This is a genomic window from Longimonas haloalkaliphila (assembly GCF_055379825.1).
Window position 1 is genome coordinate 403,940 of record NZ_AP043948.1, and the last position, 14,581, is coordinate 418,520.

Annotated in this window: 15 protein-coding genes; 11 read left to right on the plus strand and 4 right to left on the minus strand. The window is 58.0% G+C overall.

Translation table 11 applies throughout. The annotated features are described in order from the left end of the window. The first annotated feature begins 1,106 nt into the window (after nt 1-1,106). From ACZ48V_RS01540 to ACZ48V_RS01575, 8 genes are all read left to right on the plus strand, one after another. Nucleotides 1,107-1,772: a metal-dependent transcriptional regulator gene (locus ACZ48V_RS01540; protein ID WP_464540950.1), complete on the plus strand. Its 666-nt coding sequence runs from the start codon at nt 1,107-1,109 to the stop codon at nt 1,770-1,772. 268 nt (nt 1,773-2,040) lie between these two features. Then, nucleotides 2,041-3,033, plus strand: a complete 993-nt coding sequence (locus tag ACZ48V_RS01545) for a metal ABC transporter solute-binding protein, Zn/Mn family (RefSeq protein ID WP_464540952.1) — start codon at nt 2,041-2,043, stop codon at nt 3,031-3,033. A gap of 80 nt (nt 3,034-3,113) precedes the next feature. Next, a complete protein-coding gene (locus ACZ48V_RS01550; protein WP_464540954.1) occupies nt 3,114-3,845 on the plus strand; it encodes a metal ABC transporter ATP-binding protein in 732 nt (243 codons plus the stop codon). A 44-nt stretch (nt 3,846-3,889) separates the two neighbouring features. Next, a complete protein-coding gene (locus ACZ48V_RS01555; RefSeq protein WP_464540956.1) occupies nt 3,890-4,849 on the plus strand; it encodes a metal ABC transporter permease in 960 nt (319 codons plus the stop codon). Beyond that, nucleotides 4,846-5,961: a metal ABC transporter permease gene (locus ACZ48V_RS01560; protein ID WP_464540958.1), complete on the plus strand. Its 1,116-nt coding sequence runs from the start codon at nt 4,846-4,848 to the stop codon at nt 5,959-5,961. Before ACZ48V_RS01555 ends, ACZ48V_RS01560 begins: the two co-directional genes overlap by 4 nt. Nucleotides 5,962-6,111: 150 nt before the next feature. Then, nucleotides 6,112-6,708 carry a protein tyrosine phosphatase family protein gene (locus ACZ48V_RS01565; protein WP_464540960.1) on the plus strand — a complete coding sequence of 199 codons (597 nt, stop codon included), beginning with the start codon at nt 6,112-6,114 and terminating at the stop codon, nt 6,706-6,708. Nucleotides 6,709-6,735: 27 nt separating this feature from the next. Beyond that, nucleotides 6,736-7,356 carry an LOG family protein gene (locus ACZ48V_RS01570; RefSeq protein WP_464540962.1) on the plus strand — a complete coding sequence of 207 codons (621 nt, stop codon included), beginning with the start codon at nt 6,736-6,738 and terminating at the stop codon, nt 7,354-7,356. A gap of 14 nt (nt 7,357-7,370) precedes the next feature. Further along, complete coding sequence (locus ACZ48V_RS01575; protein ID WP_464540964.1) at nt 7,371-8,030, plus strand: alpha/beta hydrolase; 660 nt, start codon at nt 7,371-7,373, stop codon at nt 8,028-8,030. Between the two features lie 60 nt (nt 8,031-8,090). Here ACZ48V_RS01575 and ACZ48V_RS01580 read toward each other — a convergent pair whose 3' ends face one another. After that, nucleotides 8,091-8,978: an alpha/beta fold hydrolase gene (locus ACZ48V_RS01580; RefSeq protein WP_464540966.1), complete on the minus strand. Its 888-nt coding sequence runs from the start codon at nt 8,976-8,978 to the stop codon at nt 8,091-8,093. Nucleotides 8,979-9,265: 287 nt separating this feature from the next. Between ACZ48V_RS01580 and ACZ48V_RS01585 the strand changes: the two genes are divergently transcribed. From ACZ48V_RS01585 to ACZ48V_RS01595, 3 genes are all read left to right on the plus strand, one after another. After that, nucleotides 9,266-10,000 carry a glutamine amidotransferase-related protein gene (locus ACZ48V_RS01585; protein ID WP_464540968.1) on the plus strand — a complete coding sequence of 245 codons (735 nt, stop codon included), beginning with the start codon at nt 9,266-9,268 and terminating at the stop codon, nt 9,998-10,000. Nucleotides 10,001-10,636: 636 nt separating this feature from the next. Then, nucleotides 10,637-10,813, plus strand: coding sequence for a DUF2256 domain-containing protein (locus ACZ48V_RS01590; RefSeq protein ID WP_464540970.1), 177 nt, complete (start codon nt 10,637-10,639; stop codon nt 10,811-10,813). Between the two features lie 12 nt (nt 10,814-10,825). Next, nucleotides 10,826-12,271: a DASH family cryptochrome gene (locus ACZ48V_RS01595; RefSeq protein ID WP_464540972.1), complete on the plus strand. Its 1,446-nt coding sequence runs from the start codon at nt 10,826-10,828 to the stop codon at nt 12,269-12,271. A gap of 23 nt (nt 12,272-12,294) precedes the next feature. Here the strand turns inward: ACZ48V_RS01595 and ACZ48V_RS01600 are convergent, their stop codons facing one another. From ACZ48V_RS01600 to ACZ48V_RS01610, 3 genes are all read right to left on the minus strand, one after another. Continuing rightward, nucleotides 12,295-12,516, minus strand: coding sequence for a hypothetical protein (locus tag ACZ48V_RS01600; protein WP_464540974.1), 222 nt, complete (start codon nt 12,514-12,516; stop codon nt 12,295-12,297). Between the two features lie 296 nt (nt 12,517-12,812). Beyond that, nucleotides 12,813-12,983: a hypothetical protein gene (locus ACZ48V_RS01605; protein WP_464540976.1), complete on the minus strand. Its 171-nt coding sequence runs from the start codon at nt 12,981-12,983 to the stop codon at nt 12,813-12,815. A gap of 92 nt (nt 12,984-13,075) precedes the next feature. Then, complete coding sequence (locus ACZ48V_RS01610; protein ID WP_464540978.1) at nt 13,076-14,110, minus strand: hypothetical protein; 1,035 nt, start codon at nt 14,108-14,110, stop codon at nt 13,076-13,078. Nucleotides 14,111-14,581: the final 471 nt, after the last annotated feature.

Here is a 14,581-nt window from a genome sequence, read left to right on the forward strand (position 1 = left end):
GTGTTATACATTACTAAGTAAATATGTCTGTTTAGCGGACAATCGATTTGTATTCTGTCCGCCACTAAATTGCCTATACGTACCTGGCAGATTCAGTGGCGCCGCACGCAGCTCTCCGGAGCAACTGCGGCGCATCCGATAGGGCGCGCATCCTATCTTCGCCCTTTATGACGAACGCCTCGCACGCAATGTTACGCGGAAAAAGCGCTTCCTTTTTCTTTCGGGCAAGGTTCATCTCCGAATCGCCGCTCTTTCACACGACGTCTGCCCTCTCTTCATGGCTGTAACGGGGCGGTCGTGTAAGATGTAACCGGACTGCCACCCGCCGCATAAGGTACAAGTCTGTTTTATTTTTAACAGGTGGATATCTCCCCATTTCAATTTTTGATCGAAGGGACAAGCCCCACTCTCGCATAAAATCAGCATTTGCTACTGCTGCCTTTCGATCCAGGTGAGAACACCCTCGCACTCAGAAAAAGAACCCGGCTTCGCATATATTAACTTCTCATATGATGTTCAGTCTCTCTTATTACCCACGCTACAGGTCGTCTTGCTGTCGTGCTCTCGGTTCTGCTTCGTCTACCTGCGCTTTACCCGTTGCACCAGTGTGTCCCCCCTGAATGTTACCGTCCGAAATTGTCATCGCGAGAAGGAAGCGGAAGCGACTGACGTGGCAATCTTGTGCGTTCCACCACGGCAGCCCCGTTTCCTAACGGCAACCCACGGGATTGCGTTGCTGCCGCTCGCAACGACAAAGTTGGGGGGCTTGGGTTGTAGATCAACCGGATACGCCCTCTAAGATTGACGTGTGACACTGCATTAGTAGTATCTGAGAAGTAAGCCGTGCAGGCGAGCGTCGACCGGGAGCCGCTCCCAGCAAAGCAGTTGAAGCAACTGTAGCTTGCCTACATCGATGGAACCCAACGATGATGAGACATGCTGCCCAACAGCGCGCAGCGCACGGAGCGTTTTCATACGCTGCCTAAAAACCTCGCCCTGCTGCTTCGCTCCCCCGCCATACCCCGGCAGAGGTATCGTAACTTCTGTTCGTACGGTGCGTAATGATTCTTCGCATACCGCTTTTGTCGGACTGCTTGCTGAATCTCATGCCTACCCCCTCTATCGAGGACTACCTCAAGACCATCTATAAGCTGGAAACAGGTACCGGGGGGCCTCCTGTCTCCTCGGGGGCAATAGCGGAGGCGATGGAGGTGGCTCCTGCCTCCGCCTCCAATATGGTGCGCCGGCTCGACGATCTGGGGTTCATATCATACGAAGCCTATGCCGGTGCCACACTGACCGAGCCCGGACGCGCCATCGCCCTTGAGGTGATTCGCCACCACCGCCTGCTGGAGCTCTACTTCAAAGAGGTGATGGGGCTCGACTGGGATACGATCCACCACGAGGCCGAGCGCCTCGAACACCATATCTCAGAAACGTTCGAGGATCGCATTGAAGAGATGCTGGGCCATCCGACACGCGACCCGCATGGCCACCCCATCCCCACGCGCGACGGTACCGTAGACGTGCTCTCTACCCGTACCCTCGCCGACGCAGGCGAAGGGGATGCTGTAACCATCGACCACGTAGCCGATGACGATGCTGAGGTACTCTCCCTGTTGGAGCAGCGTGGACTGCTACCCGGACGAACCGTCAAGGTCATTGAAACCCGTCCGGTAGAAGGACTCATGGTGATCAAAATCGATGGCAACGAAACGCTGCTTGGCCATCCTGTAGCCAACAAGGTGTTCGTGAAACCCAATGCCTCGTAACACCCATTGCTTCGTGATCCTGATTACCGTACCATCGATTACATAGCATCGCACGTCTCTTCGGCTTTTTGCCACCGCGCAGACGGCGCTGCGCAGAGACGCTGACCAGTTTCTGCACGGATCATACTGCGGCTGCACATGAGCTGCACCACAGCGCAACAAAGCAGCCATCTCTTCATCTGCTCTGCTGCGACTCGGAACTTTTAGGCGCGGCTAAATATTTCTGATCGTGCATGAATCTCCGCTTCTCTACACACGTCACCATGCCATGACCTATTGGATACGCACGTATGCTGCTGCATCTGGTGTCCTGTTGCTTACAGGGCTGCTTCTAATATCCGCCGTGGGCTGCTCCTCAGCGACCGAGGCAGACGACCGCCTGCGCGTTGTGGCTACCACAAATGTAGTTGGCGACCTGGTTCGCGAGATTGGCGGAGATGAGGTAGCTCTTACCACGCTCATGGGGCCCGGCATCGACCCCCACCAGTACAACGCCAGCGAGGGCGATATCCAGCGTATGGCACAGGCCGACTGGGTGCTATATAACGGACTGCACCTGGAAGGCCGCATGACCGATCTCTTTCCAGAAATGAGTCAGCGAGGCGTAGCGACCACCGCCCTGGCCGAAGCCGCTGTACCCGATAGCCTGCTCATCCCATCTGCCGAGTTCGCCAGTTCGTACGACCCCCACGTGTGGTTCGATGTCTCGCTCTGGCGCAAAGCAGCCCTGCACGTAGGAAAACGCCTGGCCGATCTCGACCCCGACCACGCAGACACGTACCAGCGACGTGCTGCCGAGTATGCAGAACGTCTGGATGAACTCGACACCTATGCACGCGACCAGATTGCGCAGATTCCAGAAGAACGGCGCGTGCTTATCACCTCGCACGATGCGTTCCGCTATATGGGGCGCGCTTACGACCTCGACGTGCGCGGGCTACAGGGCATCTCGACCGCCAGCGAAGCCGGCACAGCCGATGTGCAGGCACTCGCACAATTTGTGGCCGATCGCCGCATTCCCACCCTGTTTGCTGAAACCTCTGTCTCAGAGCGCGGACTGCGCGCTGTGCAAGAGGCCGTTCGTGCACGTGGGTTTGCCGTTAACATCAGCGATGCCCTCTACGGTGATGCACTCGGCGACGCAGGCACCCCCACGGGCTCTTACGAAGGAGCCGTGCGCCATAACATGGAGACAATCGTGTCGGGGCTCTCTGAACGTGCAGAGTCTGTCGTAGGCAGCGAGCCCATGGCAACACGCTAACGTGTGTACCATCATGCTGGTGTGTCATGCGCATCATACGCTGCTCCTGCCTGCATCTACCCATAACCCCGACTTATCTTATGGCTGCCGATGCTGAACCGGCTCTTGACATCCGTGGGCTGACCGTGGCGTACCATGACGAACCCGTGCTCTGGGACATCGACCTCACCGTTCCGAGCGGCACAATTCTCGGCATCGTAGGACCCAACGGAGCCGGAAAGACAACCCTGCTCAAAGCGGTGCTCGACCTCGTTCCCGTAGCATCGGGGCGCGTTCGGGTATTAGGGGATGCGTATGCCGCCACCCACAATCGCGTGGGCTATGTGCCCCAGCGTGGCAGCGTAGACTGGGACTTCCCGACAAACGCGCTCGATGTGGTTCTGATGGGACTGTATGGCCAGCTTGGGTGGTTTCGGCGTCCGGGCGCCGCTGAGAAGGAAAAAGCCCGTAACGCGCTCGACCAGGTCGGCATGCTCGATTATGCCGATCGCCAGATCAGTCAGCTCTCAGGGGGACAGCAGCAGCGCGTGTTCCTGGCGCGTGCGCTTGTGCAAGAAGCCGACCTCTACCTTATGGATGAACCGCTCCAGGGCGTGGATGCTACAACAGAGCATGCCATCATTGACCTGCTCCGCCACCTGCGCGACCAGGGGCGCACCGTTCTCGTCGTGCATCATGACCTGAGCACCGTGCGTGAGTATTTCGACCAGGTACTGCTTCTGAATGTACGGGCCATTGCAAACGGTCCGGTAGAAACCGTATTTACGGATGACAATATCCGGAAGACATATTCGGGTCGCATGCCTGCATAGCCGTCTCGTCATAGCCGTCTCGCCTTTCGCGCTCACCTATACCCATGTCTGGTATGGACTTGCTGCATGCCCTCTTTTCAGATTACACGCTCCGCACTGTTGCACTCGGCGCAGCACTGTTGGGCATTGTGGGGGGCAGTCTTGGAAGCTACGCCGTCCTTCGAGGCCAGAGCCTCATTGGGGATGCAGTCGCCCACGCTGCGCTGCCGGGTATCGCCGGCGCGTTCTTGCTCACCAGCCGGATGGATCCGCTTGTGCTGATGCTTGGCGCAGCAGCCACCGGTCTGTGCGCAGCCCTGTTTGTTGATGGCACGGCCCGCAATACGCGCGTTCCGTATGATAGCGCACTGGCGCTTATGCTTGCGTCGTTTTTTGGACTCGGGCTGGTCCTGCTCACTTATCTACAGCGCCACGCCGGCGCCTCTCAGGCTGGACTGGATGCGTTTCTCTTCGGGCAGGCCGCCGCACTGGTGATGTACGATGTGTACGTGATGGCGGCTCTGGGTGGCACCGCACTCATCGTTATGCTGCTCTTCTGGAAGGAGCTCAAACTACTTTCGTTCGACACCGCCTTTGCGCGAAGCGTTGGATTACCTGTGCGCATGCTCAACGGTTTGCTCACAACGCTACTCGTTGTCGCAATTGTAATCGGCCTACAAACTGTGGGGGTAGTGCTGATGAGCGCTGTGCTCATTGCCCCTGCTGCCGCCGCACGCCAGTGGACCGACCGGCTCGGTATAATGATCGCTCTTGCTGCGGGCATCGGCGCGGCAACAGGGGTCACCGGCGCGCTCATCAGTGCATCGGTGCGCAACGTGCCTACCGGCCCCACAATTGTGCTCTGTATGGGTGCTGTTGTTATCGCGTCGCTGCTGCTGGCCCCGCAGCGCGGCGTGCTCTGGCGGATCTGGCAACGCCAATTCTCGCAAGCGGAGACGTCTTCGCATCCCCCTGACCAAAATGCCCGTACGCAGAACGTAGCTACAGACCCAACAGATCTATGAGTCCGCAGGTAGAGGTGCAACTGGTCGCAGCTGTTACTGCGGTAGCCTGTGCGCTGCCCGGTGCGTTTCTGGTACTACGCCGCATGGCCATGATGAGCGATGCGATTACCCACGCGATCTTGCCGGGCATTGTCGTTGGCTTCTTCTTAACCGAGTCGCTCGGATCGCCGCTGCTGTTGGTCGGGGCGGCGCTAACAGGTCTGCTGACGGTGGCGCTGGTCGAGAGTATCGAACGCACCGGACTGGTCCGGGAAGACGCCGCTATCGGGATCGTATTTCCGATTCTCTTTAGCATCGGGGTTATTCTGATCGCGCGGTACGCTGGCGACGTACATCTCGACCTGGACGCGGTGCTTCTTGGCGAACTGGCTTTTGCTCCGTTCAACCGGCTTGAGCTATTTGGAGCAGATCTGGGGCCCCGTGCGCTCTGGGTTATGGGTACCGTACTGCTGCTGAACGCGGCTTTCCTGTTTGCCTTCTACAAAGAACTGAAGCTGGCGACCTTCGACCCGGTGCTGGCCGCTGCGCTGGGCTTTATGCCAAGCGTACTGCACTACGCGCTGATGGGCATGGTCTCAGTCACTGCCGTAAGTGCGTTTGACGCCGTTGGGGCCATTCTCGTGGTCGCGCTCATGGTGGGTCCGCCCGCAACGGCCTACCTGCTCACCGATCGGCTCGATGTGATGATCGGGCTAAGCGCTGCACTGGGCGTAGCCAATGCACTTATCGGGTACGCTGCAGCTGCCTGGCTCGACGCTTCCATTGCGGGCTCTATGGCCACCGTTGCCGGTCTGCTATTTGGCCTGGCACTTCTGTTTGCCCCCGAGCGCGGCCTCGTTGCCCAACGGATGCAGCAGCGCACCAATACAGCGCGCTTCGCCGAACAGATGCTGGCAGCCTACCTCTGCCACCCACAGACCCGTCCACTAACACCTGAAGCCGCCTCGGAACGCCTGTACGAGCGATTCGGGTGGTCAGCCCGAAAAACAAACGCGGTACTCGAATACATGCGTGAGCGCGGCACGCTTACGCGTCGCAACGGCGCTTTTGCATGCACCGAGCACGGTGCGTCGCTGGCTGCTCACGCGATGCCTCTTTCATCGTACCCCTAACCGTTCCACCTCGAAGCTTTTCTTTGGAAAGCGTGTCTGCAGGGCCCCTGCGTAGGCGTCTCTTACGAGGCCCTGCATAGGGAACGCTGTGCTTTCAGCTAACATAGGACGTTGGCGTACTTCTGTTCTATATCTTAACCTGCGTACATCATGCGTACGTTACCTTCCTACGTATTCCTCTTGGGTGTAACCCTGGCACTTCTTTTTGCCGGATGCGGAGCCGAAGAGCCTGCCCCCGAATCAGGCGCGCCCTCCGACACCGATGCGCTCCCCCCCTCTGAGGTGGCCCAGTCGCCCCCTGAAGGACTCTCAGACCTCCCCGATGGCATCATGCCGTTCGACGACATTGTGATTGGCGGCCAGCCGACGGAGGCCCACCTGCGTGCCGCAAATGATCTCGGCTTTCAGACGGTTGTGAATCTGCGCCCTGATGAGGAGTTCGACGACTTTGATGAACAGGCACTGGTTGAGGAGCTTGGCATGACGTACGTGCACATCCCCGTTGCGGGCGAGGAAGACGTGACTCGTGAGAATGCGGAAGCGCTGAGTCGCATTCTTGAGGATACCGGTAACCGCCCCATCCTCATGCATTGCAGCAGCGGCAACCGCGTAGGGTCGCTGTTTGCGGCACGTGCCCACCTGCTCCTTGACGAAGACCCGGAGCACGCGCTCGAAATCGGGCGACGTGCCGGCCTGACGGATCTGGAAGAGCCGCTTCGCAATACCTGGGCATCACCCGGCGAATAGCGGGGTCGTCTGCTCGCTGATCTCCGTGTGCCTGCCTCTACCACTCTTTTCTTTACGCCGTCTCCCCCGCATACCATGGCCAACATCTGCGTATACTGCTCGTCGAGCTCTCAGATTAACAGCGGGTTTACCCCGGTAGCCCGTACCCTGGGTGCCGGACTCGCTGAACGGAATCATACGCTGATCTACGGGGGCGGCACGTCTGGACTCATGGGCGTGGTGGCACGCACGGTGCGCAATCGTGGCAGCTCAGTCGTGGGCGTTATTCCTGAGAAGCTCCAATCTATTGAAGGCGTTGCAAGCGACACAGCCGACGAACTGATCGTCACGGAGACGATGAGCGAGCGCAAGCGCATCATGTACCTGCGCGCCGACGCTTTTGTGGTGCTGCCGGGCGGATTCGGAACGCTTGAGGAGTTTCTTGAAGTGCTTACGCTGCGTCAGCTGGCCTATCACGAGCGTCCGGTTATCATCGTAAATCACAATGGATTCTACGATTCGCTGCTCGGCTTTTTCGAGGAGCTCTACTCGCAGCATTTTTCGCGCACTCCGCACGATGACCTTGTATGTGTAGCCGATAGCTCAGACGCAGCGCTTTCGCACCTCGACGTAGCGCTGCAGACTCCCGCTCCCACGCCTCGCGAGTAGATGCCCTTCTCCCGATGAGTACGCCCAGCTCACATACCATCTGCACGCCTCGCACGGCGCATTACGTGCAGTACGGTACCCCCGCTGCAGCCCGCACGCTCTGGGTTGTGCTTCATGGATACGGACAGCGGGCGGCTGACTTCATCAAGCCGTTTCAGGCTATTCAGGAGGATGCGGTCTGTGTGGTGGCGCCCGAAGGCCTCTCGCGTTTCTACACGAAAGGAATGCAGGGCCCTGTTGGCGCCTCATGGATGACCAGCGCTGAGCGCCTTGACGAAATCCGCGACTACCTCGCCTACCTGAATCGGCTCTACGCCTCCCTTTGCAGCAACGGCGGTCCGCAGCACACCCATGTGCTGGGCTTTTCGCAAGGCGCTGCCACGGCCTGCCGCTGGGCCGCGCACACGCCTGCATCGGTCGACCGGCTTACCCTGTGGTCGGGCGGCATGCCTCCCGACGTTGATCTTGCAGCCCATGACGATGTTTTTCGCCAACTCGACATCTCGCTCGTGCTTGGCACAGATGATCCGTACATCGAGATGAGTGAGCGTGAGGCGCTTGCACGTCGCCTCCACGAGCACGATATAGCATCCACCTCGTACACTTTCGACGGTGGGCACCGGCTGCATACCGATACGCTCCAGAAGCTGGCATCAGAAGGCGAGCTGGGGTAGTACTGTCGACCAGCCCGGCAAACGCTCTTGGCAAGTCCAGCCCCGCCGGCAGATCTGGTGTCAGGATCCCAGGAACGCGATGAGTTCGCGGTTCACCTGCTCCGGCATATCGTGCTGCACCCAGTGGGTTGCATCGTGGAACGTCACGAGGCGGCCGTTTGTGCATCGAGCCACGCTAGCAGCTGCCATCTCAGCACATAGGGCTACGTCTTGCTTCCCCCAGAGCACCAGCGTAGGCGGCTCGATGGGCACTGTAGGAATCTGAGCAAACGCATTGGTCTGTGCGGCCGCGCGGTACCAGTTGAGCATACCACGGAGGGCGCCGGGCTGGCGCCATGCTACACGGTAGCGCTGCCAGTCGGCTTCCGAGAACGTGTCTGCCTTGCTGCTCATCCGCATCATGAGCGCGAGTCCTGCCCCTTCGCATCGGCCCAGTAGCCACTCGGGCAGGTGCGGGAGCTGGAAGAATGCAGCGTAGAGGCTACGCACGCGCTGAGCCGGGCGCGTACGCAGCGTATCCACCATAACATGTGGGTGGGGAACGTTCAAAATGCCAAGGCGGCGCACCCGGTGGGGCGCAGATGCAGCCAGCGCCCAGGCGACCATCGCCCCCCAGTCGTGCCCAACAACATCTGCACGCGTATGCCCGGTATAATCGATGAGCGCCTCCACGTCGCGCGCCAGTCGCTGAATACGGTAGGCGTCTATACCCCGGGGCTTACTGCTCCAGTGATAGCCCCGCTGATCAGGTACGACAACGCGACGTCCGGCACGCACCAGCGCGGGGATCTGCCGGTGCCACCCGTACCAGAACTCAGGGAAGCCGTGCAACAAAATTACCGGTTGCCCATCGGGAGGACCGGCCTCCACCACATGAAGCCGGACCGACGCATCGGTTCCAGCATCCGTTTCAATCCAAGTGTGACGGTGCTGAATCGCAGCATTCATAGGCCCTGAGGAGTGTATGGATACGATTACACAGCATAGCGGGAAAAGCGCAGCGCGCTACCCATCAAAAGCCGTCAATGTTTTTTTGGTATTGTCCAAACACGTCTTTATATAGGAAGTATAAAGTACCATACCGTTGCATTTTGTGCCTTTACGGTCAGAGCAGGATCTGTTTTACGCGGGAGACCGATGATTGCTCTGTTGATAGCTTTGCGCGCTTGTTTCATACCATGTGACGTCTCGGCTCGTATCTACACGCTCTTTCAACAAGCTTCGACATTCGACTTATGATTCTGATCATTGACAACGAAGACCCGGCCATTAATGTGCTGGCCAATGCGCTTCGCATTGGTGGGGCTCCGGTTCAAGTTGAAGCAAGTACCGATATCACGCTTGAGGCGATCCGCGAGTTGCGCCCCAGCGGACTTGTTTTCTCAGAGGGGGCGGGTGCTCCGGAAGACGCTGGCATCGCCGTACCAGCGATCAAGTCGTTTGCCTCGGTGGTGCCTATTCTTGGCGTCGGGCTCGGACATCGCGCCATTGGCGCTGCCTTCGGAGCGTCAATTACGAGACATGCCGATAGCGATGCGACCGGTACCGTACAGCACGACGAGCTTACCATCTTTCACAACATCGGCACCCCGCTCGAAGTATCGAGCAGTCCCGCCCCGGTGCTGTCTGATAACGAGTTTCCGGTTGCGTTGGAAGTGTCTGCCCGCACGCCCGATGGTACAATCATGGGCGTACGGCATCGGGGGTTTAAAACCGAGGGGATTCAGTTTCGTCTGGAAGAGATGGATCCTGCGCAAGCCGAACAGCTCGTACGCAACTGGCTCGACATGCTCTACGACATCCATGATGAAGCGTTTGACCAGCTTCGCCTCGCCTCCCCAGAACCCGAACCCACTCAGCAATCGAAGAGCAGCGCGCCGGAAGAAACCGTAATCCATGAAAGTGGGGGCAAAAGCATGTTTGAGCGGGCCATGGAGGAAGAGGAGAGACGGAAAAAGAACAACGGATAGCAATCGCCTGCAGCATGTCTACCTCGCGCAGGCTCTCACACGCGCAGGCTCTCACAACAGTGAAGAACAGGCTCGTTACTTCGTTACCTGCGAGCCCGCACCCACCACTCAGACTTCCAGAGCCTGTTTGGGTTTTGGTTTACAGGCGAGAGCGGTCAGCAATGCGGCGAAAATTCGACCCCGATGGAGATTCGTAGCCGAGGCTACGGGCCGATACGAGGGCGAAAGCCCGACTGCCGCCAGTATATCGGGAGCAATTCGCAGCTCATTGAAGCCACTCGGAGCCCAAATTAAGTAGGCCCACATGAGAATCTTCGAGTATGTCATTGCGAGGAGCGCCAGCGACGTGGCAATCTTGTGCCTTCTAAGCAGCATGAACCACTCCAACGGGGCCATCAGATCGCCGCGTCGGTCACAGGCTCCCGGTCCCGCTTCCCTTCTACCGGCTAACGGCAGATGCGTCATGCAGCGTCTAGCTGCTACCGTATAGCGGACCCTCCGCTCCCTTTTCTCATCTGCAAAAGATCATAGCATCGTGATAGCTTCGTAAGATATAGCATCTCTCGGGCACGCAGATCGGGCGAACGTCGTGCAGGTATTATACAATTGCTTACCACTACCTTTGCCCACCATCTCATGGGACGCCGCGGATCTTCCAACCTCCCCACCAAAATCTGCCCGGTATGCAACCGTCCGTTCGAGTGGCGGAAGAAGTGGGAAAACGACTGGGAGAACGTGAAGTACTGCAGCGAGCGTTGCCGCCGCAATAAGAACCGCGATGAGGTGCCGTGGGCCAAATCCTCTACTGACTAACTGCTAACGCTCATGGCTCAACCGCTTCTCGTCTGGTTTCGCAACGACCTGCGCCTGCACGACCACGAACCGCTCTCCTACGCGCTCTCTGAGGATCGCCCCATCATCCCGCTCTACTGCGTGGATCCGCGCCATTTCGATACGGTATGGTGGGACCTCCCGAAAACCGGTCCGTTCCGCGCCCGCTTTCTGCTGGAAAGCCTGCACGACTTGCGCAGTTCGCTGGAGGCAAGAGGTAGCAGCCTGGTCGTGCGTGAGGGCCATCCCGAAGAGGTAATTCCCCAGTTGGTTGAGCAGCACGATGTTGCCGAGGTGACGTGCTACGAGCAGTTGGGCACCGAAGAGCGCGATGTGGAGGATGCCGTCATTGAAGCGCTGGAGCCAACCGATGCCGAGATGGCCTTTTTCTGGGGCCAGACACTCTATCACATCGACGACCTGCCGTTTCCCGATCCCGAGGCGCTGCCGGATGTCTTCACCCCCACGCGCAAGAAGCTCGAAAAGCAGAGCTCCATCCGCGAGCAGTACCCCACGCCCGACTCCGTACCCCCGCTGCCCGACGGACTCGACGCCGGACGCATTCCCGCGCTCAGCGATCTCGGCTTCGACCACGACGGCGTGCCCGACGAGCGCAGCGTGCTTCCGTTCAAAGGCGGCGAAACGCGCGCCCTCGACCGCGTCGACGAATACATCTGGCGCGGCGACCACCTGAAGCGCTACAAGAAGACCCGCAACGGCCTGCTGGGCGCCGACTATTCGTCGAAGTTCTCGGCGTGGCTGGCCCACGGCTGCGTCTCCCCCCGCTACATATTCGACGAGGTAAAGCGCTACGAGCGCGAGCGCACCAGCAACAAGTCGACGTACTGGATGATCTTCGAGCTCATCTGGCGCGACTTCTTTGCGTTTATCGGATGGAAGTACGGCGACCGCCTCTTCCACCAATCCGGCCCCATGAATGTGCAGGTAGACTGGACCGAGCATGAGCCCTCGTTTGAGGCATGGGCCAGCGGCACCACCGGCATTCCCTTTGTGGATGCGAACATGCGCGAACTGAACCAGACCGGCTTCATGTCCAACCGAGGCCGCCAGAACGTGGCCAGCATGCTCGCCAAGAGCCTGAACATCGACTGGCGACGCGGCGCGGCGTACTTCGAGGCACAGCTGGTCGATTATGACGTAACGAGCAACTGGGGCAACTGGGCCTACAACAGCGGCGTGGGCAACGACCCGCGCAACCGCTACTTCAACATCGTAAAGCAGGCCAAGCGCTACGACTCGGACGGCGACTACGTGCGCCACTGGCTGCCCGAGTTGGCGGACGTGCCCGACCATTACGTCCACGAGCCGCACACCATGTCCCACGAAGAGCAGAAAGAATACAACTGCGTCATCGGCGCCGACTACCCGGAGCCCATCGTGAACCTGGAGAAAACGTATGAGCGGCTGCGGAATGGGTGAGGCATGAGCAAACGCGCCTCTTATTACGCTTCCGTTCTACGATCTGTGGCGCGCCCGGCGACTTTGGACACAGCAAACAGCATAGCAAAGACCACAAACCCGGCAGTAGCCGCGGCTACGCGCCACGGTTCGGGGTCGTCGAGTTGGAGCACCCACAGCAGAACGCCTCCAGCCACGAGCACGGCTCCGGCTTCTCCTACGAATGCAATCAGTGATGCGGTACGTGTCCTCAGACGCTTAGGCATTGTCATCATTGGTAGTAGTCAGATGCTAAGTGATACGATGCATACAGAAGGAGCCTATGTTGCCGCTATCCGTCATGCTGAACGCAGTGAAGCATCTCAGGTCACGCGGACAGAGCACCTGCTTCGGGGGGCACGGTGCTCCGGTGCGGGGCACGATTTCAAGCGTGCGAGGCCGGCGTTGGGATCCTTCCCCCGACGGCGGTCGGGGGTCAGGATGACCTGCGGATGAGGTCTGCAGCGATCACTAACCTTCTATCCACTACCTCATCATTTAAGGTCAGATTTCGGAATATGGGTTACTGCCCATCCGGATGCGCAAACACGAGCACCTTCGGGATGTCGTCCTCTAAGCCGAGATAGATGCCCTCGTCGTCTACGTCCATGGCCCGAATGTAAAACTCATCGGGACGTTGGATGTCATCATAAACGTAATCGCCGTACGGCTCGCCGTCGATCGTATATGCCAAAATGCGAAGAGATTGATCTCGCTGGAAATCACAACACATTGTCACGTGCAGTTAGCGCTTAAAATTGATCAACATTGCCCTTCTCTTGCTCTTTACTCCTCAATACTCCACTGGCCCGGCTTACGGTAGATCTCAATGGTTGGGCTATCGCGTTCATCTGTGAGCAGCCCAATGTGTCCGTTGTTTACGTCTAAGGCCTTCGCTCGTAGGGGAAGCGTGGCCTCGGTGACGTACGTTCCAGAATCACGCTCGAATGCGAAAAGACGATCTGAGTGGCGCACGCGTTCAACCTCTGCTTCGATGTCTCCAGTGGTAAATCGTGAGAACAGTCCGCCAGGGCGCTCGGCTTGTTGCCCTGAATACAGAACATACAGATACGATTCGTCTGCTGCTATATCTAACGCACCTTGCGGAAAATCTTCGGCGGCAGGAGCCACCACCCACCCATCATCTCGAAAATCATAAACGGGTAAGCTGTGGTTTACAGGATCTGCAGTGGCCCACTCTAAGCCGTCTTCTGATATGCACAACACAATAGACGAGTAATTGAGGGCAAGAAAGAGTTGGTCTCCAACACGACGATGTGCCCCCTGGCGCAGCATAATGTTTTCCTCCAATTCACTGTCCGCAAGTAGCGCATCATCGGTTGTTTGGATAGAGGTCACGGGTTCATTCTCGATGTGTATTGACCCGGGCTCACGGTGTAAACGATACAGGTTGATAAGTGCTGGCCCTGGCGTGTGCACGATTACAGCCATGGTAGAGTCGTTGACAAGTAGCGTTCGTCCCCGTGATGTATGTTCTATCCCCCGCACCTGCCCCTCAAATTGTAACTGGTCATCATACACGTGGGCGTTGCGCTCGCCTCCATCCCACATAAGTACCCCTCCATTGGAAAATTGACTTATTCCCAGTCCACGCCCCGACAACTCACCGGGGCCTTCTCCCGAACGGATAGCCTGGCCAACGATGGATTTGTCATCGAGCCGTAGCTTGGCGACCATCTGGTCCAATGCCTGATGGTCGAGCAACAAAGCCGACTCGGGGGCATTGTCGGAAGCGGAAAGTCTGATTTTGTCCGGAGCGATGAACCCATCGTAGGTCGCAATATGCTCCCACGTGCTCAATGAGCCATTGGATTGGCCGTAAACTGACCCGCAGCACAAAACAAAAATTGCTATTAATACTGGTTTTAAAGTTATCATACTTGCCCTTTTGGATTCACCAACTCAGCCCTTGCCCATAATTGGACAAGGGCTGAGTTGGTGAAGATAGAAAGCACTGTTTGCCTTGTCCTCTACATCTCTTCAAGGACAACATCGCAGGGACCTGTGATCGATCTCGTGCGGCACTCCCCAGTGCCAAAGCACATTCCGAAAGCTCTGTTTCCATGGATTGTGTCAGTGACCGTGCATTCGTCGCTAGATGTTTGCGTTGCCGCAGTAACGGCATTTGCCTCAGAGCAAGAGTATACAGAAGACGCGTCACTGCTGTAGTCGCTAGAAAACCCAGTCAGAACAATGACAGTCAATGATAAGATAAGCAATGACAAAAAAGATTTTTTCATGACGATTATAGTGTTAATGAGTAATTATGTG